General features: G+C 63.4%; 21 protein-coding genes. 11 read left to right on the top strand and 10 right to left on the bottom strand.

Annotation, left to right across the window (positions count from 1 at the left end; genetic code table 11):
• Positions 1-7: 7 nt before the first annotated feature.
• A complete protein-coding gene (locus tag H4I97_RS05870; RefSeq protein WP_182306982.1) occupies positions 8-2,125 on the bottom strand; it encodes an OmpA family protein in 2,118 nt (705 codons plus the stop codon).
• Between the two features lie 363 nt (positions 2,126-2,488).
• Here H4I97_RS05870 and H4I97_RS05865 point away from each other — a divergent pair, with 363 nt between their 5' ends.
• The 4 genes from H4I97_RS05865 to H4I97_RS05850 all read left to right on the top strand — a co-directional run bounded on the left by H4I97_RS05865 (position 2,489) and on the right by H4I97_RS05850 (position 5,513).
• Positions 2,489-3,265: an ABC transporter substrate-binding protein gene (locus H4I97_RS05865; protein ID WP_182306981.1), complete on the top strand. Its 777-nt coding sequence runs from the start codon at positions 2,489-2,491 to the stop codon at positions 3,263-3,265.
• Positions 3,266-3,379: 114 nt separating this feature from the next.
• Positions 3,380-4,180: an ABC transporter permease gene (locus H4I97_RS05860; RefSeq protein WP_182306980.1), complete on the top strand. Its 801-nt coding sequence runs from the start codon at positions 3,380-3,382 to the stop codon at positions 4,178-4,180.
• Positions 4,177-5,007, top strand: coding sequence for an ABC transporter permease (locus H4I97_RS05855; RefSeq protein WP_182306979.1), 831 nt, complete (start codon positions 4,177-4,179; stop codon positions 5,005-5,007). The genes H4I97_RS05860 and H4I97_RS05855 overlap by 4 nt, the downstream gene beginning before the upstream one ends.
• Positions 5,008-5,246: 239 nt before the next feature.
• Entirely contained in the window at positions 5,247-5,513 is a 267-nt protein-coding gene (locus tag H4I97_RS05850; RefSeq protein WP_182306978.1) for an usg protein, read from the top strand.
• Positions 5,514-5,520: 7 nt separating this feature from the next.
• Here H4I97_RS05850 and H4I97_RS05845 read toward each other — a convergent pair whose 3' ends face one another.
• Complete coding sequence (locus tag H4I97_RS05845; RefSeq protein ID WP_182306977.1) at positions 5,521-6,243, bottom strand: DUF2270 domain-containing protein; 723 nt, start codon at positions 6,241-6,243, stop codon at positions 5,521-5,523.
• Between the two features lie 155 nt (positions 6,244-6,398).
• Here H4I97_RS05845 and H4I97_RS05840 point away from each other — a divergent pair, with 155 nt between their 5' ends.
• The 3 genes from H4I97_RS05840 (at position 6,399) to H4I97_RS05830 (ending at position 8,867) form a co-directional block, all read left to right on the top strand.
• Positions 6,399-7,208: a class I SAM-dependent methyltransferase gene (locus H4I97_RS05840; protein WP_182306976.1), complete on the top strand. Its 810-nt coding sequence runs from the start codon at positions 6,399-6,401 to the stop codon at positions 7,206-7,208.
• Positions 7,209-7,311: 103 nt separating this feature from the next.
• Positions 7,312-8,181: an NAD(P)-dependent oxidoreductase gene (locus H4I97_RS05835; protein WP_182306975.1), complete on the top strand. Its 870-nt coding sequence runs from the start codon at positions 7,312-7,314 to the stop codon at positions 8,179-8,181.
• Entirely contained in the window at positions 8,178-8,867 is a 690-nt protein-coding gene (locus H4I97_RS05830; protein WP_182306974.1) for a DNA alkylation repair protein, read from the top strand. The genes H4I97_RS05835 and H4I97_RS05830 overlap by 4 nt, the downstream gene beginning before the upstream one ends.
• An 18-nt stretch (positions 8,868-8,885) precedes the next feature.
• Here H4I97_RS05830 and H4I97_RS05825 read toward each other — a convergent pair whose 3' ends face one another.
• The 4 genes from H4I97_RS05825 to H4I97_RS05810 are packed head-to-tail and all read right to left on the bottom strand — an operon-like array spanning position 8,886 to position 11,297.
• Positions 8,886-9,374, bottom strand: coding sequence for an Lrp/AsnC family transcriptional regulator (locus H4I97_RS05825; RefSeq protein ID WP_182306973.1), 489 nt, complete (start codon positions 9,372-9,374; stop codon positions 8,886-8,888).
• A 57-nt stretch (positions 9,375-9,431) separates the two neighbouring features.
• A complete protein-coding gene (locus H4I97_RS05820; RefSeq protein ID WP_182307554.1) occupies positions 9,432-10,076 on the bottom strand; it encodes a uracil-DNA glycosylase family protein in 645 nt (214 codons plus the stop codon).
• An 11-nt stretch (positions 10,077-10,087) separates the two neighbouring features.
• The gene (locus H4I97_RS05815; RefSeq protein WP_182306972.1) at positions 10,088-10,699 is read right to left on the bottom strand and encodes a glutathione S-transferase family protein; all 612 of its coding nucleotides are present in this window, start codon (positions 10,697-10,699) and stop codon (positions 10,088-10,090) included.
• A gap of 19 nt (positions 10,700-10,718) precedes the next feature.
• Positions 10,719-11,297: a thermonuclease family protein gene (locus H4I97_RS05810; RefSeq protein ID WP_182306971.1), complete on the bottom strand. Its 579-nt coding sequence runs from the start codon at positions 11,295-11,297 to the stop codon at positions 10,719-10,721.
• A 122-nt stretch (positions 11,298-11,419) separates the two neighbouring features.
• On the opposite strand from H4I97_RS05810, the gene H4I97_RS05805 reads away from it, so the two are divergent.
• Positions 11,420-12,955 carry a sensor histidine kinase gene (locus H4I97_RS05805; RefSeq protein ID WP_182306970.1) on the top strand — a complete coding sequence of 512 codons (1,536 nt, stop codon included), beginning with the start codon at positions 11,420-11,422 and terminating at the stop codon, positions 12,953-12,955.
• A 45-nt stretch (positions 12,956-13,000) separates the two neighbouring features.
• On the opposite strand, the gene H4I97_RS05800 is transcribed toward H4I97_RS05805, so the two are convergent.
• Both H4I97_RS05800 and cobT read right to left on the bottom strand, forming a co-directional pair.
• The gene (locus tag H4I97_RS05800) at positions 13,001-13,408 is read right to left on the bottom strand and encodes a diacylglycerol kinase (RefSeq protein ID WP_182306969.1); all 408 of its coding nucleotides are present in this window, start codon (positions 13,406-13,408) and stop codon (positions 13,001-13,003) included.
• Positions 13,401-14,423 carry a nicotinate-nucleotide--dimethylbenzimidazole phosphoribosyltransferase gene (gene cobT / locus H4I97_RS05795; RefSeq protein ID WP_182306968.1) on the bottom strand — a complete coding sequence of 341 codons (1,023 nt, stop codon included), beginning with the start codon at positions 14,421-14,423 and terminating at the stop codon, positions 13,401-13,403. Before cobT ends, H4I97_RS05800 begins: the two co-directional genes overlap by 8 nt.
• 128 nt (positions 14,424-14,551) lie before the next feature.
• Between cobT and H4I97_RS05790 the strand changes: the two genes are divergently transcribed.
• From H4I97_RS05790 to H4I97_RS05780, 3 genes are read left to right on the top strand one after another with little or no spacing between them, the layout of a single operon-like run.
• Positions 14,552-15,334, top strand: coding sequence for an adenosylcobinamide-GDP ribazoletransferase (locus H4I97_RS05790; RefSeq protein ID WP_182306967.1), 783 nt, complete (start codon positions 14,552-14,554; stop codon positions 15,332-15,334).
• Positions 15,335-15,370: 36 nt separating this feature from the next.
• Complete coding sequence (locus H4I97_RS05785; protein ID WP_182307553.1) at positions 15,371-15,592, top strand: DUF1289 domain-containing protein; 222 nt, start codon at positions 15,371-15,373, stop codon at positions 15,590-15,592.
• Positions 15,589-16,290, top strand: coding sequence for a TIGR02281 family clan AA aspartic protease (locus H4I97_RS05780; protein ID WP_182307552.1), 702 nt, complete (start codon positions 15,589-15,591; stop codon positions 16,288-16,290). The genes H4I97_RS05785 and H4I97_RS05780 overlap by 4 nt, the downstream gene beginning before the upstream one ends.
• 15 nt (positions 16,291-16,305) lie before the next feature.
• Here the strand turns inward: H4I97_RS05780 and H4I97_RS05775 are convergent, their stop codons facing one another.
• Positions 16,306-17,067 (bottom strand): ABC transporter permease, encoded by a 762-nt coding sequence (locus H4I97_RS05775; protein ID WP_182306966.1) that lies wholly within the window; start codon positions 17,065-17,067, stop codon positions 16,306-16,308.
• Positions 17,064-17,990, bottom strand: coding sequence for an ABC transporter ATP-binding protein (locus tag H4I97_RS05770; RefSeq protein ID WP_182306965.1), 927 nt, complete (start codon positions 17,988-17,990; stop codon positions 17,064-17,066). The genes H4I97_RS05775 and H4I97_RS05770 overlap by 4 nt, the downstream gene beginning before the upstream one ends.

Below are 17,990 nucleotides of genomic sequence, written 5' to 3'. Positions count from 1 at the left end.
GCCGTGCTTAACGGTTCGCCGCAACCGGGCGTACCAGCGGCGTGACACGGCGGATGGTCACACGCCGGTTCTGCTGCTCGGCGGCCTGCGTACGGATCTTGAGGTACCGCTCGCCATACCCCTGGACCGACATGTTCTCCGGCGGGATGCCGTAGACTTCGGTCAGCAGGTTGGCGACCGTTTCGGCGCGCTGGTCCGAAAGCACGAGGTTCGAGCGATCGGAGCCGACGGCGTCCGTGTGACCTTCGATGAGGAAGACCTCGCCGGGATCCTTCGCCAGCACCTTCTCCATCGCTTCCGCAACCTTGCGGAGCGTCTTGGCCTGGGCGAGCGGCACTTCCGCCGATCCGGACGCGAAGGTGATGGTGTCGAGATCGATACGGCGGACCTTGTCGCGCAGACGCGCCGACGACTTCACTTCCTCGATCGAATAGACGCGTTCCACCCGTTCGACCGGCGGCTGGGCGAGGAAGTCGTAGTAGTTACGGTCGGGCTCGTCCGAGACGGTGACGATATAGTCGTCGAGCGGCACGGTGAGGCGCATCGGCGGAAGGCTGCGTCCGACGTCGACATAAACGTGCGGGCGATCCGTATCCGCCTCCGGAGCGTAGAACAGCACGTATTCGTCGCCGTCCTCCGTGACGCGTGAGCGCTGGATGATATCACCATAGCGGTTGTAGACGGTGACGATCCGCGTTCCGTTTTCACGGACGACCGTTTCGCGAACGCGGCCACGCGACAGCTCCTCATAGTAGCTGTCCTGGGCGTCATAGCGAATGCGCTCACGCTCGTCGCCGCGGACGACGATCTGATCTCCGACGTTGATAATCATACGGTCGTCGACCTGATCGATGACCCTTACCTCCGTGACCTGGTTGGACACGTTGTTCTGGGTCACCGTGTTGTTGGTCACATTGGTGACGTTGGTCACGTTGTTGATGACCGTCTGGGGCACCTGGAAGGTGGGCGCCGCATCGAGCCTCGTTCCCTCTTCCTTGATGTTAGCCTCGAGGGTCTGCTGCTCCACCTGGATCGCTTCCGCCTGCGCAGCCGCATCACTTTCCGGCGGCGGGGCGACCGGCTCTTCCGACCTCAATTGCATGCGCTGTTCACGCACGCCCTCGCCTCCGGAATTGTCGGCATCCTTGTCGCTGTCGAGAACGGCAGCGCCGTTGTCGACCGGCAGGACGACCGTCTCGGCCGTCTTCGAGGGATCTTCGGCGATCTGCAGCTTCTCTTCTTCGGTCCTCGTATCGACGATTTCCGGAACAGGAGCCTCTTCCGGAGGCTCGACGGCCGGGATTACGGCCTGCTCACCCTGCTGCTCCGGCGCCTGGTCGGCGGACGACTGGTCGGGAGCGGCCGGGGCTTCTCCCTGCGTGGCGTCCGGGGCCGGAGCCTGCTGTTCTTCCGTCGGAACCTGCTGCTCTTCGGCGGGGGCCTGTTGCTGCTCTGCAGGCGCCTGTTGATCTTCGGCCGGAGCCTGCGGCTCTTCGGCAGGGGCCTGTTGCTCCTCAGCCGGTGCCTGCTCCTCGGCGGGAGCGGGCTGCTCATCGGCAGGTGCCTGTTGCTCCTCGGCCGGAGCCTGCGGCTCATCGGCAGGGGCCTGTTGCTCCTCGGCCGGAGCCTGCGGCTCTTCGGCAGGGGCCTGTTGCTCTTCCGCCGGAGCCTGTTCCTCGGCCGGAGCCGGCTGCTCATCGGCAGGTGCCTGTTGTTCCTCTGCAGGCGGCTGCTCTTCTGCCGGGGCCTGCGGCTCGGCCGCGGGTGCTTGCTCTTCGGCCGGCGCCTGTTGTTCCTGAGGAGCCGGTTCCGCGGCCGGCGCCTGCTGTTCCTCGGCCGGTGGCTGTTGTTCCTCTACGGGTGGCTGCTCATCGGCAGGTGCCTGCTGTTCTTCAGCCGGTGCCTGTTGCTCGGCCGGCGCTTGGGGACAGGCATCGGCCGATTCGGCCTCGCTTCCGTCGCCGCAGGTTACCTGCGCGACAAGAATTCCCTGCTCCCCGCGAGCGGACGGGGCGACAGCCTCCTGAGCCTGCGAGACGGCGCGCGCGGCCACCGGCTCCACGACGATGGCCGCCGAGAGAACCGGCAGGGCGACCGTGGCGAACAGTTTTGATCTCAAAGTCATGTCGTTTTCCTTGTGACGCGTGTCTCCACGCACTTCCTGGGAGCGAACAAGAGATGACGGCATAGTTGTGTCCGCCTCACTAGTCCTCCCGCTCCAGGTGAACGGACCCTAGTTTGCGGCAAATTAACCGTAGCTGAACGGAAAAAGTTTCATGTGCGGTGGAATTAGGCGCCGCGAGCAATACTGTTGCTCGTCATACCGCGAACTCGACAGTCTCATGCGTTTTTTGGATAACGGCGTCTTTGCTGTTGATTTTCCGTGAAAAAGAGTAGGAATATCGCCGCAGGCCCGGCTCGTTCGGTGCCGCCATCCCAGTGAGCGCGGGAATGACAACCGCGCGGATGACCAACAGAGAGGATCATTATGCGTATCTCCACCCGTTTCTTTGCAGCGGTGTCCATTGCCGCGATGTCGCTTTTCGCGGGCAACGCCATGGCCGAAGGCGAAAAGCTGATCATCGGCACCGAGGGCGCCTATCCGCCCTTCAACAACCTGCAGGCCGACGGCACCCTGGTCGGCTTCGACATCGACATCGCCCGGGCGCTTTGCGAAGAAATGAAGGTCGAATGTGAATTCGTCACCCAGGACTGGGACGGCATCATTCCCGCCCTGCAGGCGAAGAAGTTCGATGCCATCATCGCTTCCATGTCGATCACGCCGGAACGGCTGGAAAAGGTCGATTTCTCCGAGAAATACTACAACACCGGACCGGCGATCGCCGTTGCGAAGGACTCGGATATCAAGACGGTAGACGACCTGAAGGGCAAGGTCCTCGGCGCACAGTCGTCCACCACCCACGCCAACTATGCTGAAAAGCACATGCCCGATTCCGAGCTGAAGCTCTACCCGACGACGGACGAGTACAAGCTCGACCTCGAAGGCGGCCGCGTCGACGCCGTCATCGATGACGTCGTCGTCCTGTCGGAATGGGTGAAGTCGGACGCCGGCGCTTGCTGCAAGATCATGGCGGCTCTGACGCCGGATGTCGAAATCAACGGCCCCGGTGCCGGCATTGCCGTCCGCAAGGGCGAAACCGCGCTGGCCGACAAGTTCAGCGCTGCGATCAAGGCGATCCGCGCCAACGGCAAGTACAAGGAAATCAACGACAAGTACTTCGACTTCGACGTTTACGGCGAATAATCGCCGGGTTCGGAGATCGCTCACGGATGGCGGAAGGCAGGTTCTTCCGCCATTTACGTTTCGTGCAGACGGAAACAAGGACAAGGCGGCGCAGACCGCGACAGGGGAACAGGCATGAGCGGATTACTTTCCGCGATCGGCGCACTCTGGGCCTGGGTGCAATATACGTTTGATCCGTTTTGCGGACCTGCAGGCCTCTTTACTCTCTTCGGCTCAACTCTGGCATCGTGCGGCCCCGAGGGGTGGGGCGATGAAATCGCCTTCGGCGTGAAGGTCACGGTGACGCTATCCCTGGCGACGTTGCCGGTCGGGCTGCTGATGGGGTTCATGATCGCACTCGCCATGCAGTCGCAGGACAAGATCCTGAGACTGGCCGGTGGTATATACACGACGATCTTCCGAGGCCTTCCGGAGCTCCTCACGCTCTTCATCGTCTATTACGGCCTGCAGATGGCGATCCAGGCCGTGCTCAACGCCTTCGGCTACGACGAACGTGTCGAGATCAACGCCTTCGCCTCCGGCATGATCGCACTCTCGGTCGTATTTTCCTCCTACTGCTCGGAAGTGCTGCTTTCGGCCTTCCGCGCCATTCCGCAGGGACAGTACGAAGCCGGCGACGCGCTCGGCCTTCACCGCGGGCGGACGATGCGGCTGGTCATCCTGCCGCAGCTGATCCGCATTGCCCTTCCCGGACTCGGAAATCTCTGGATGAACCTTCTGAAGGATACGGCACTCGTTTCGGTCATCGGCCTCACCGACATCCTGCGTCAGACGGGCGTTGCCGCGAAGGTCAGCAAGGAAGCCTTCTTCTTCTACGTGCTCGCCTGTGGCCTCTATCTCGGGCTGGCCGTGCTTTCGTCGGGTGGCCTCAGCCTCATCGACCGCTGGAGCCGTCGTGCGGAGGCCCGCCGATGAGCTACACGACCGAACTCATCGCCCCCCGCCCCGCCCCCGTCATGCCGGCGAAGCCCACGACAGCGGGCCGGCTGATCGGGTATGTCGGCCTCGCCCTTTGGGGGCTGCTGGCGCTCTCGCTGATCTACATGATGGTCAGCAACTGGGACACCGACAAATTCGTCAAGTACGGACCGCGCTACCTCTCCGGTCTCTGGGTCACGGCAACGCTCGTCTTCGCCTCCATCTTCTTCGGCGCAGTCCTTTCAATGCCGATCGCCTTTGCCCGGATGTCGAAGAACCGGGTGCTGAACGGTATCTCCTACGCCTATGTTTACATCTTCCGCGGGACGCCGCTGCTCGCCCAGATCTATCTCATCTATTACGGTCTCGGCAGCTTCCGTCCGCAGATCGAGGCGGTCGGCCTCTGGTGGTTTTTCCGTGAAGCCTGGTACTGCGCACTGCTGTCGATGACCATGAACACCGCCGCCTATCAGGCCGAAATCCTGCGCGGCGCCATCCAGAGCGTTCCGAACGGCCAGATCGAGGGCGCGAAGTCGCTCGGTCTCTCGCCCTTCGTCACGTTCTGGAAGATCATCCTGCCGCAAGCCCTCATCGTGGCACTTCGCCCTTACGGCAATGAGATCGTGCTGATGATCAAGGGCTCGGCGGTCGTCGCGGTCGTCACCGTGCTCGATCTTATGGGCCAGACCCGCTACACCTTCTCGCGGACCTTCGATTATCAGGCCTATCTCTGGGCCGCAGTCTTCTACCTGTCGATCGTCGAGACCATGCGTCACGTCTGGGCAGCTCTCGAAGCCCGCCTGACCCGCCACCTCAAACGGTAAGCTCGCAGCGCCGCCCGCAAGACAGGCTGGGCGGCGCTGGCAGCACTCGGCGATGAGAACTGCCAACCACCTGATTGGAAAGGTATAATTTCCGAAATTCGAACGAATATTAAGCCTCGCTTAAGCAAAGCGGTGCTTCCATGGTCATGTCTGGGAAAGACCCCGTCGGGGTACGACAGAAGCGGCAAACGCCATTCGTTCCGGCGGGAGAGCAATGGGAACAGCGTTGCGAGGCTGCGATGAACCACGACATGGAAATGATGCTGAAGGGCTACGGCCTGACGACCGCACAAATCCTCTACCGGATGCCGGATCACCCTGCCGTGCTGCAAACCTATGTTTGGCAGCACTATGATCTCGCGCCGGAATTTCCGGAAATGAAGAGCTTCCTGACATTCTGGCAGGAGAAGCTCGACGGACCGCTCCATTCCGTCTGCTACGTCCATCGGCGGCTGATCGGTGCCAACGAGTGGCGGGCGTTGAAGGGCGAGTTCATCCTCCACTGAGGAGAAATCACACATGAACCTCGCCGTGGGCGAATTCGCCCTCGTCGGGTTCCCTGTGGAGGGCGGCGTAGAGAATGCCGGCGTGCCAAAAGCCGACGACCGTCAGCACGGCCCAGCCAGGCACGCCGCCGAGCGCCGCATTGTGGACCAGCTGCGCCAGCGAATGGACCAGATCCGCCCGCGGCTGGTCGGGCAGGAGTTTGGGCGTGGATATCTTCAGGCTCCAGGCCAGCAGCAGGATCATGTACATCCAGCAGTAGTTGCGGCGAATGCGGCGGAACAGCGCCTCGCGGTAGCTGATGAGGAATGTCGGCTGGCGCAGGCTTTTCGCGATCGCTGCGGCCCAGTCAGGATTGAGTTCGTCATCCGGGCACAGCGCCTGGGCGAAATAGTAGCGTTCCAGCTGGCGGACGCGGGCGCGATAGACGTCGAAGAAGCGGTAGCGACGCGCCTCGATCAGCAGGAAGAGCGAAATGAGAAGCATGGCGAAGAGCACGACGCCGTGATGCGAGGTCGGTGTCGACAGGGAGACTGACAGAAGGCCGGCGACGACGGTGATCGCCCAGTTGGAACTCCGGTCGATGCGGTCGCGCCAGCTGATCATCCGGCCGATCTCGCCGCGGTAGTAGTGAATGATCAGATTCGCCTTCTCGGCGGAGGTGACGGGCAGTGTCGGCGCCCTTCGCGCCTCGTGCACCACTGCCGCGCGCAGCGGAGACTCCTTGGCCATATTTCCCCCGAACGCTGGATGCATCAATGTCTCTACAACGGAGAAGACGCCCGCAGGTTCCGGGCGTCCGCATTGCCAAATCCGCCGGGAGTCTGTAGACCCGGGCCTCGCGGCGCCGGGCGCCGGAAGACGAACACTCCCCGAGGAGCTTCCACATGGCAAAGATCGACGAAGAAGCACTGGCGGAGGCCTATCACCGCGCGCTGGCGCTCGAAAAGGCCGGCAATGTCGACGCGGCTGTCGAGGCCTACCGGCACGTTCTCGAACTCGACCCCGAAGACCACGGCGGCGCGGCCGTCCGTATCGCAGCCCTCGGCCGCGGCGAAACACCGCCGAAGGCACCCGACGCCTATGTCGAAACCCTCTTCGACCAGCACGCCGAAGCCTTCGAGGACATCCTCGTCGAACAGCTCGGCTACACGGTGCCGATGATGGTTCGCCAGCGCCTGCAGGCGCTCGGCCTCGGTCCGTTCCGGCGCATGCTCGATCTCGGTTGCGGCACCGGGCTCACCGGCGGCGCGCTCCGCGACATGGTCGGCGACATTACCGGCATCGACATCTCGGAGAACATGGTCGAACTCGCCCACGAGAAGGACCTCTACGAAACGCTCTACGTCGCCGAAGTCGAGGATTTCCTAGAAGACAACGACGAGGAAGCCTTCGACCTCATCACCGCGACGGACGTGCTGCCCTATCTCGGCGCGCTCGAGCCGCTCTTCTTCGGCGCCAGCGAGAACATGGTGCCGGGCGGAATTTTCGTCTTCTCCTCGGAGACCCTTTCAGCAGGGGATGGCCGCGCCTACATCGTCGGCCCGCACCAGCGCTTCCTGCATTCGGAGGCCTATATCCGCGAACGGCTCGAACAGACCGGCTTCGAGGTGGTCGAGATCGGCGAGATCAACGTGCGCATGCAGGACGGCGAGCCGAGCCCCGGCCATCTCGTGATAGCGCGTCTCAAGGACTGAACAGCCGACGACGATCGGGCAACCTCTCCCGGAGATCGCGATTGAGGAGCAGACGTCTTTCCTCTAAAGCTTTCGCTGCAAACGAACTTTCGGGAGAGACGACATGGCCAGGATTGCATTCATCGGACTGGGCGTCATGGGATATCCCATGGCCGGACACCTGAAGGCGAAGGGAGGCCATGACGTCACCGTCTACAACCGGACGACCGCAAAGGCGGAGAGCTGGGTGAAGCAACACGGCGGCCGCGCCGCCGCCACGCCGGCGGAAGCTGCCCGCGATGCCGACTTCGTCTTCACCTGCGTCGGCAACGACGACGACCTCCGCTCCGTGACCATCGGCCCCGACGGCGTGCTTGCCGGCATGAAGTCCGGAGCCGTGCTGATCGACAACACCACCGCCTCGGCCGAGGTCGCCCGTGAACTCTATGACGCCGCGAAGGCCAGAGGCTGCGACTTCATCGACGCACCCGTCTCCGGCGGCCAGGCAGGTGCCGAAAACGGCGTTCTGACGGTGATGTGCGGCGGCGACGAAGCGGTCTTCGAGCGCGCCCGGCCGGTCATCGACGCCTATGCACGGATGGTCGGGCTGATGGGGCCTGCCGGCGCCGGCCAGCTCACCAAGATGGTCAACCAGATCTGCATCGCCGGCCTCGTCCAGGGCCTCGCCGAAGGGATTCACTTTGGCAAGAAAGCCGGCCTCGACATTGAAAAGGTTATCGAAGTCATCTCCAAGGGCGCAGCCGGCTCCTGGCAGATGGAAAACCGCTACAAGACCATGAACCAGAGCAAGTACGATTTTGGCTTCGCCGTCGACTGGATGCGCAAGGACCTCGACATCGTGCTCTCGGAAGCCCGCCGCAACGGCGCCGCCCTGCCCGTCACCGCGCTCGTCGACCAGTTCTACGGCGAGGTGCAGAAGCTCGGCGGCAAGCGCTGGGACACGTCCTCGCTTCTCGCACGGCTTGAAAAATGACCCTCGGACCGGCCGCGACCACCGGTGAGATCGTCGCCTTCCTCGGAACACTGAGGAACTACGAGAACATTGCCGGCATGGGCCGGTTCGGCATCGTGACCGACAACGCGCTCGGCATTTCCAACCCTGTGATGCAAAAGATCGCCCGGCAGGTGAAGAAGAACCCTGCCCGGGCGCTCGAACTCTGGGAGACCGGTATCCGTGAAGCGCGGATGCTGGCGCTCTACACGCTCGATCCGAAGACGCTGGAGGCCGCAACGGCGCGCCGTCTCGCCGGCGATTTCGCGTCGTGGGAAATCGTCGACGCCGCAGCCGACCTTTTCGTCACCGCGCGGCTGGAACGCCTCATTCCGGAATTCGCAGCCGACGAACGTGAATTCGTGCGACGCACAGCCTTTTCGATGATCGCCTCGGCGGCGGTTCACCTTAAGCAGGAGCCGGACAGCCTGATCCTCGGCTACCTGGCGCTGGTCGAAACGCACGCTTCAGACGAGCGCAACTTCGTCCGCAAGGCGGTGAACTGGGCGCTCCGCAACATCGGCAAGCGCAACCGCACCTGCCACGTCCCGTCGCTCGATCTCGCGGAGAAGCTCGCCACCAGTGCGAACAAGACCGCCCGCTGGATCGGCAGGGATGCCGTGCGCGAGCTTGCGAGCGAAAAGGTCCTGGCGCGGCTGAAGGACTGACGCCCCTACGGGACGAGGTCAGTCCTCCTGGGACTTCGGGTTGTCGAGGAGCATGTAGTCGAGCGGCAGCTCGGTCGTGTACTTGATCTGCTCCATGGCGAAAGCCGAGGATACGTCGCGGATCTCGATTCGAGCGATCAACCGTTTGTAGAAGGCGTCGTAGGCGGCGATATCCGGCACCACCACGCGCAGCAGATAGTCGACGTCGCCGCTCATGCGGTAGAATTCGACGACTTCCGGAAAGTCGACGACCACTTCGGAGAAGCGCTTCAGCCATTCGATCGAATGGGTGTTGGTGCGGATCGACACGAAGACGGTGACCTTGGTGTTGACCTTGCCGGGATCGAGAAGCGCCACCCGCCGGCGAATGACGCCGTCCTCCTCCATCTTCTGGATACGGCGCCAGCAAGGCGTCGTGGAAAGTCCGACCTTCTTGGCGAGATCGGCCACGGCGAGCGTGGAATCTTCCTGGAGTATGCGCAAAATCTTTCGGTCGAGACGGTCCATGCCATGATCCTTCGGAAAATTATTCCCGGTATAGCGGAGATTCTCCGTTTTGAAAGCTCACAAAGGCGAAGAACACAAACGATCCACTTCCTCGCGCAGCACCGGAAGCAACTCCTGCTCGAACCATGGATTTCTCTTCAGCCATCCCGTGTTCCGCCAGCTCGGATGCGGCAGCGGCAGCACTCTCGGGCCGGGCGATTCGACATCGCGGAGGTACTCATGCCAGTGCCGCACCGTCTCGCCGAGCGTTCGCTTCCGCCGGCTGCCGAGGTGCCAGGCGTGCGCATATTGTCCGACGGCGAGGATAAGCTCGACCTGCGGCATCGCCGCAATCACGCGGTCGCGCCAGGCAGGCGCGCATTCACGCCGCGGCGGCAGGTCGTGACCCTGACTGTTGTAGCCGGGAAAACAGAATCCCATCGGCACGATGGCGAAACGCCCGGGATCGTAGAAGGCCTCGCGATCCACCCCCATCCATTGCCGCAGGCGGTCACCGGAGGCGTCATTGAAGGGCAGTCCCGTCTCGTGCACGCGAAGACCGGGCGCCTGGCCGGCGATCAGGATGCGTGCGGTCCCGGAAAGGACGGCGACCGGGCGCGGTTCATGCGGCAAGCGCTCTGCCGTCCCGCCTTGCGGCGTGTCACGACAGATCCGGCAAAGCGCGATTTCCCTGCGCAGTTGCTCCAATTGATCCTTCGCCATCAACAGGCCGGTCAAAGGGCCGCGCTCGGACGGGAGGCGACCTCCCTGTACCAGCGCCACACATGGGTGAACTCCTCCGGACAGGTGATCCGGGCCGGCTTCATGAAGTCGAAGGCAATCATCGCGGTGATGTCGGCGATGGTATACCGCTGCCCGGCGACAAAGGGTCGTCCGGCAAGCTCCTCGTTCAGGAACCGCAGGAATTCGATCGCCTTCGGCTTGTTGACCTCGCCCCATTCCGGCACCTGCGGCACTTCCCACGACACCATGGCCGGATGAATATGCCGGAAAGCCGCGGCAACGGCGGTAAAATAGATGAGCTCGGCGCGGCGGTTCCACATTTCGACGATCGCCCGGTCCCGGGCATCGACGCCGAAAAGCGGCGGATCCGGCTGAAGTTCCTCAAGATAACGGCAGATCGCGACGGACTCGCAAAGCACCGTACCGTCGTCGAGTTCGAGGACGGGCAAGCGCTGCAGCGGGTTCTTGGCGGTGAGTTCCGGCGCCTTGTGGCCGAGGGCGTTCATGTCCACCGGCACGGTCTCGACCTCGATGCCCTTCTCCTTCAGGAACACCGTCACCCGGCGCGGGTTGGGCGCCCGTCCGCCATCATATAACTTCATCTGTTTCCTCCGTGGTCCGTCAATTGATACCAAAGAACCGGCGGAGAAAAGCGAAAAGACGGCTGCCGGCATCGGCGGGGGCCATCTCCGAAGCATCCAGGCCGTTTGCACGCCGCCACACCTCCGGCCGGTCGAAGGAGCCGTTCCAGATGCCGGAGCCTGCGCGGCGGGCGGCCGCTTCCTCCGCCGAATAGCCGCCATAGGCGACGGCGAGCCCTTCGCGGACCATGAGCCCGTTGACGTCGAGTTCTCCCGCACGGCAGCGCACCAAAAGGCGTCCATAGCGGTCGAGAGCACCGCCCTTGCAGAGAAAGCCGGGAGCCGCCAGCAATTCCGCAAGACGCCGCCTTGCCTCGACACCGCAGCGCCACGTCTCTCCGTCGCGACGTTTGCATGCCTGCGAGAACTCGGGCGCATCAATCCCTTCGAGTCTCGCCCGGCTCTTATCTTTGGCGATCGTATCCCCATCGACCACGTAGAGGTCGCCGGAGAAGTCCCGTTCGCCGTCCCGATCGAGTTTGGCGATGATCAGCAACGCGAGCAGCAACATGGCGACGCCGACGACACCATCGCGGAGACTGCGCCGAAAAGCGGTCACAATCCGGCCTTCTTCACGAACGAAGGCTTTTCGAGCATGGCAAACAAATCCTTTTCGAGAGCATCTTCTTAATCTTTTGTCGCTAGCCTCCCACCATCGCGCGACAGACGACATTTTGAAGCATGAGTAAAGGCGTCTCCACCACGGCCGACAAGAACATCGTCGACCTTTCCCGCAGCCACCGAAACAAGGCTGTGTCGAAAGCGGTTCGCACGATGCGCGAACGGCTGCAATCGAGCCACTCCGGCTCACCGGCCTTCGATCGTGAAATACTTGGGATGCACGTCGACTCCGCTCTCCAGGGAGCAGCGGTCGTCCCGTTCATGGTCTTGCTCGCCGGCGGTCTCGGCGCCTATGTGAGCCTCGCCCCCTGGATCTATTCCTGGACCCTGCTGACGCTCACCGTCCACTCGCTCAACATCCTGCTCGTCCGGCACATCTCCAAACGCGACCGGGCGACGCTCGCGACCACCAAATGGCGGCGCATGCTGCTCCTCGGACAGGCCGCCATGGGCGTCTGCTGGGCATTCTTCGCCTTGCAGGGATGTGACGGCTGTTCGGGCGATACGGTCGTCCTCATCAAGGGCGCGGTGCTGCTCATCGTCCTGTCGGTCACGGCGATGGCCAACATCCTCCTGAGGGGCGCCGTCGTATTCGGCTTCCTTCCGACCGTGGCGGCCCTCATCTACACGACGGCCACGACGCGCGCGCCGCTCGAGGCGGGCCTGCTCGGCATGTTCACGATCGCGCTGGTGTTCTTCTTCTTCATCACCCTGCGCCTATACCATAACAATCTGAAGCTTCTTTCCTTCCAGAGCGAGAAGGATGACTTGATCGCCGAACTCGAAGTGGCGAAATCCCTCTCAGACGAGGCACGCCGGCGGGCGGAAGAGGCAAACCTCGCGAAATCACGCTTCCTCGCATCGATGTCGCACGAACTGCGCACGCCGCTCAACGCCATCCTCGGCTTTTCCGAGGTCATGGCGACGGAGGTGCTTGGGCCGCTCAACAACCCGCTCTACAAGGAATACTCCGACGACATTCATCGCTCGGGCCAGCATCTCCTCAACCTGATCAACGAGATCCTCGACCTGTCGCGCATCGAGGCCGGCAAGTTCGAACTGCATGAAGAAGCGGTTTCGCTGCTGGACCTCGCCGAAGACTGCATCGGCATGGTGCAGCTGCGTGCCAAGGGCAAGAACATCACCATCGAGGAACAGTTCGAGCAGAACCTCCCCGATGTCTGGGCGGATGAGAAAGCGATCCGCCAGGTGGTCCTGAATCTGCTGTCAAACGCGGTGAAATTCACGCCGCAGGGCGGCGAAATCCTCGTGAAGGCCGGCTGGACGGCGGGCGGTGGCCAGTACGTGTCGATCCGCGACAATGGCCCGGGCATCCCCGAGAACGAGATCCCCGTCGTGCTTTCGGCATTCGGGCAAGGATCGGTCGCGATCAAGAGCGCAGAACAGGGCACCGGCCTCGGCCTGCCAATCGTGCAGGCGATCCTTGCCAAGCACGGCGGCGAATTCAAGCTGAAGTCGAAACTGCGGGAAGGCACGGAAGTCATCGCGATCCTGCCCGCGCGCCGGGTGCTGCAGAGCATTCCGGCCGTCTCCGAAACGCAGGCCGTGCAACCGCGCCGGCGCCAGTTCGCCTGAACACCGTTATCCGACGCCCGTATCTATGCCGGAATGCCAGGCGGATCAGAAGAATACGGTGTAGCCGACGAAACCCGCATTCACGAGGATCAGGCAGAAGACCGCGAACGAGCCGAGATCCTTGGCATTGCGCCCCACCGTCGAGATTTCCGGAGACACCCGGTCGACGAGCTCCTCGATCGCCGTATTGAGCGCCTCCACCGCAAACAGCAACAACATCAGGACGACATAGGTCATGAACTCGCCGAAGCTCGCGCCGACGAGCCCGAAGAGGCCGAAGCCGGCCGCGAAGGCAAGGAGTTCATGACGGAAGGCAGACTCTTCGTACAGTCGCAGAAAGCCCTGCCGCGAGTAACGTGCCGCCGCGAAGAAATGGGCGACACCCGTTTCCTTGCGGATGGGATCGCTCGTGTCGCCGGGGGTGGCCTCGGTGTGGCGCTTCTCGTCAGCCATCGGACTGATTGCTCACGCCCGCGCTCTCGAACGTTGCCATGCCGGAATGGCAGGCCGCCGCGGCCTTGACGATGCCGGCGGCAAGGGCTGCACCCGAACCTTCGCCGAGCCGCATGCCGAGCGCCAGAAGCGGCGTCTTGCCGAGCTTCTCGATGGCTTTCAGGTGACCCGGTTCCCCGGAAACATGGCCGATGAGGCAATGGTCGAGGGCGGTCGGATTGGCAGCCTTGAGGATGGCGGCGGCCGCTGTTGCGACATAGCCGTCGACCAGGACCGGAATCCGCTGCACACGGGCGGCGAGGATGGCACCCGCCATGGCAGCGATCTCACGGCCGCCGAGACGGCGCAGGATTTCGAGCGGATCGTCCAGATGGGCGCGGTGGAACTCGACGGCTGTCGTCACGGCATTGATCTTGCGCTCGAGCAGCTCGCCGTGCGAGCCGGTCCCGGGGCCGACCCATTCCTCGGCCGTGCCGCCATAGAGCGCGAGGTTGATCGCCGCGGCGATGGTGGTGTTCCCGATCCCCATCTCGCCGATGCAGAGGAGATCGGTGCCGCCGGCGATCGCTTCCATGCCGAAGGCCATAGTCGCGGCGCAGTCGCGCTCCGAGAGTGCCGCCTCGCAGGTGATGTCGCCGGTCGGGTAGTCGAGCGCGAGGTCGAAGATCTTGAGGCCGAGGTCGAAGGTCGAGCAGATCTGGTTGATCGCAGCTCCGCCGGCGGCGAAATTCTCGACCATCTGCTGGGTGACGGACGGCGGGAACGGCGTGATCCCGTGTTTGGTGACGCCGTGGTTGCCGGCGAAGATCGCCACCAGCGGACGATTGACCGCCGGCGGACGACCGGTCCAGGCGGCAAGCCACATGGCGATCTCCTCGAGCCGGCCGAGCGACCCCGGCGGCTTGGTCAACTGTCGATCCCGATCACGCGCAGCAATGAGGGCGGCGGTCTCCGGCCCTGGCAGGTCGCGCAGGAGCGCACGGAAATCGTCGAACGGCAGGCCGGTCACAGTCATGAAGGAGGCTTCCTTGTCTTTTTCCGCCAAATCGGCTTTGTGGGTTCCTCTAATACTGAGCGCCGGCCACCGCAACAACCGAAATTGCGGCCTATGCTGTCGCGAACGCAACGGAGCACCGGACAGCCATGGCTTTGCGCGAATTCCTCAACGATACGGCAAGGGCCGTCGGTTTTCTGAGCCGGATCCCCGTTCCGGCACATGTCTTCGAGGGGGCCGACGGCAGGCTCTCGCGGACGGTGCGCGCCTTTGCCGCGGCAGGGGTGGTGATTGCCTTGCCTGGTGCCGTGGTGCTCGCGGTCATGCTTGCGGCAGGCGCCGGCCCGTTGCTCGCCGCGGTCTGCGCCATCACGGTGCAGGTGCTGACGATCGGTGCCCTCCACGAAGATGCCCTCGGGGACGCGGCCGACGGCTTCGGCGGTGGTCGCGACCGCGAACACGCACTCGAGATCATGAAGGACAGCCGCGTCGGCTCCTACGGCGCGGTGGCGCTGGTGCTCATTCTCGGCCTCCGGATCGCCGCGCTTTCCCAGCTCGCGATGGAGACGTCGTCGCTCGCCGCGGCGGCCTGCGTGGTCGGCGTCGCTGCGCTCAGCCGGACGCTGATGGTGTGGCACTGGTCGGCATTGCCCTCCGCCCGCACGCAAGGCGTCGCCGCAGCCGCCGGCAGTCCGGAGACGTCGGCGCTGCAGACGGCACTTGTCAGCGGCACGCTCCTTACCGCCCTCTTCCTTCTGCCTGCCACGTCACTCTTCACGACGATCGTCACCCTGGCGACTGCCGCCCTCGCCGCTGCCGTCTTCACATCCCTGACGAGGAAGAAGCTGCAGGGTCATACCGGCGATACGATCGGCGCGACACAGCAGATCTGCGAGGCTGCCGCACTCATCGCCCTTGCGGTGAGTTCCTGAGCGGACGATATAAAGGACGCACCACAAGGAACGCCGATGGAATCGCCCTGCATCCTCGTCTGCTCGATCGACATGAAGACCGGCTTCTGCTTCGGCTGCGGCCGGACCAAGGACGAGATCGCCCTCTGGACCTCCTATACGGATGCCGAGCGCCGGGAAATCATGACCACCCTCCCGGCGAGGCTCGAAACTGTCGAGCGGAAGCCGCGCCGCGAAACCCGCCGCAGCCGCATGGCGCGGGAGCGCGAGAACGGCTGATGCGGCTTCTCGTCGTCTTTCTCATTCTCGGCTTCGGCCTGGTCGTCCTCCTGTTCACCAATGGCGGCGCCCGCAACTTCGGCATGGACAACGACAGCTTCGGCGAGACGATCCGCCTGCTGCCCTTCGCCCTGCTACTCTCCGTCGGCATCCTGGCAAGCCGGCGAAGCCTCGGCGAAACGGTACGCCAGATGGCGCTGTGGCTGCTCATCACTCTGGCACTGGTCACGGCCTACCTCTATCGCGGAGAACTCCGCTCCGTCGGCGAGCGGCTGCTGGCCGGCCTCATCCCCGGCCGGGCCGTGGTGGTGACGGCGAGCGACGGTGAGGCCGAGGTGGTGCTGCACAAATCCCTCGGCGGCCATTTCGTGACGAGCGTGGATGTCGACGGCGTGCCGGTGTCGATGGTCGTCGACACGGGTGCGAGTGCGGTCGCCCTGAGCTACGAGGATGCCGTGCGGATCGGCATCGATCCGGCGCGCCTGAGCTTCACCCGCACGATCCTGACGGCCAACGGTCGTGCCATGGCCGCTCCGGCGCGGCTCCGTCAGGTGGCGATCGGACCGATCCTGCGCACAGACGTAGAAGGGCTGGTGGTCGAGGAAGGCAAGCTCGACCAGAGCCTGCTCGGCATGAGCTTCCTGTCCACCCTGCAGTCGCTGCAGATGCGGTCGGACGAACTGCGCCTCAGGGACTGATCCTGCCTTTCGTCATCAGTTGCGAAGCTTGTACCCCGTTCTGAACACCCAGGAGAGAAAGCCGAGACAGAGCCCGAGGAAGGCGCTGATCATCAGGATGCTGATGAGCGGCTCAACGTCCGATATCTCGAAGAAGCTCCAGCGGAAGCCACTCACGAGGTAGAGAACCGGATTGAAATGGCTGACCGTCTGCCAGAACGGCGGCAGGACCTCGACCGAATAGAAGGTACCGCCGAGGAAGATGAGCGGCGGAACCACGAGCATCGGCACGAGGCTCAACTGCTCGAAATTCTTCGCCCATATGCCGATGATGAAGCCGGCGAGGCTGAAGGTGACGGCGGTCATCAGCATGAAGAACAGCATGAGGAACGGGTGCGCGATCGAGAGATCGACGAAGAAAGCGGCCGTCGCCAGGATGATGAGCCCGATGATCATGCCCTTGGTGGTGGCCGCCCCGACATAGCCGATCAGCACCTCCGTCATCGCGACCGGAGACGAGAGAACCTCGTAGATCGTTCCGGTGAACTTCGGGAAATAGATGCCGCTCGATCCGTTCGCGACGCACTGCGAGATCAGCGTCAGCATGATGAGACCGGGTGTGATGAAGGCGCCGTAGGCGACCCCGCCGATCTCCTGCATCCGCGAGCCGACGGCCGCGCCGAAGACGATGAAGTAAAGCGCGGTGGATACGACCGGCGACACCACGCTCTGCAGCAGGGTCCGGCGGGTGCGCGCCATTTCGTAGAAGTAGATCGCCTTGATCGCCTCGACGTTCATGCCTTTTCTCCGATGAGCGAAACGAAGATATCCTCGAGCGACGATTGCCGCGTCGAAAGGTCGGCAAACCGGACACCTGCCGCCTCGATGGCGGACAGGAGACCGGTGATGCCACCGTGATTGGTCTGCCGGTCGTAATCGTAGATGAGTTGCGTTCCTTCGGGCGAAAGTTCGAGCTGCCAGGCCGCAAGATGGGCCGGTACGGCGTCGATGGGATCGACGAGATCGATGGCGAGCTGTTTGCGCCCGAGCTTCCGCATCAGCGTATTCTTGTCCTCGACCAGCAGCAGTTCGCCGTGATTGATGATGCCGATGCGGTCGGCGATCTCCTCCGCCTCCTCGATATAGTGCGTCGTCAGGATCACCGTCACGCCGCCTGCACGCAGCCGCGAGACGAGCTGCCACATGTCCTTGCGCAGGTTGACGTCAACGCCTGCCGTCGGCTCGTCGAGAAAGAGAAGCCGCGGTTGGTGCGCCAGTGCCTTTGCGATCAGCACACGCCGTTTCATTCCGCCGGAGAGTTCGCGCAACGCATTGTCGCGCTTGTCCCACAGCGACAGCTCGCGGAGGATGCTCTCGATGTAGGCGGGATCCGGCTTCTTGCCGTGCAGGCCCCGCGAAAAGCTCACCGTGTTGAACACGGTTTCGAAGAGATCGGTCGTCAGTTCCTGCGGGACGAGGCCGATGATCGACCGCGTCTTGCGAAATTCGCTGACGACGTCGTGACCGGCCACCAGCACCTGGCCGCCGCTCGGATTGGCGATACCGCAGGCGATCGAGATCAGCGTCGTCTTGCCGGCCCCGTTCGGGCCGAGGAGGGCGATGATCTCCCCTTCTGAGATGTCCAGAGAGACACCCTTGAGGGCTTGGAAACCGTTGGCATAGGTCTTCTTGAGATCACGAATGGAAAGAATCGGAGACAT

Source organism: Ciceribacter thiooxidans (assembly GCF_014126615.1).
GTDB classification, from domain to species: Bacteria; Pseudomonadota; Alphaproteobacteria; order Rhizobiales; family Rhizobiaceae; genus Allorhizobium; species Allorhizobium thiooxidans.
Note: the sequence above shows the minus strand (reverse complement) of the source record. Positions and strands in the feature narration are given on the sequence as shown.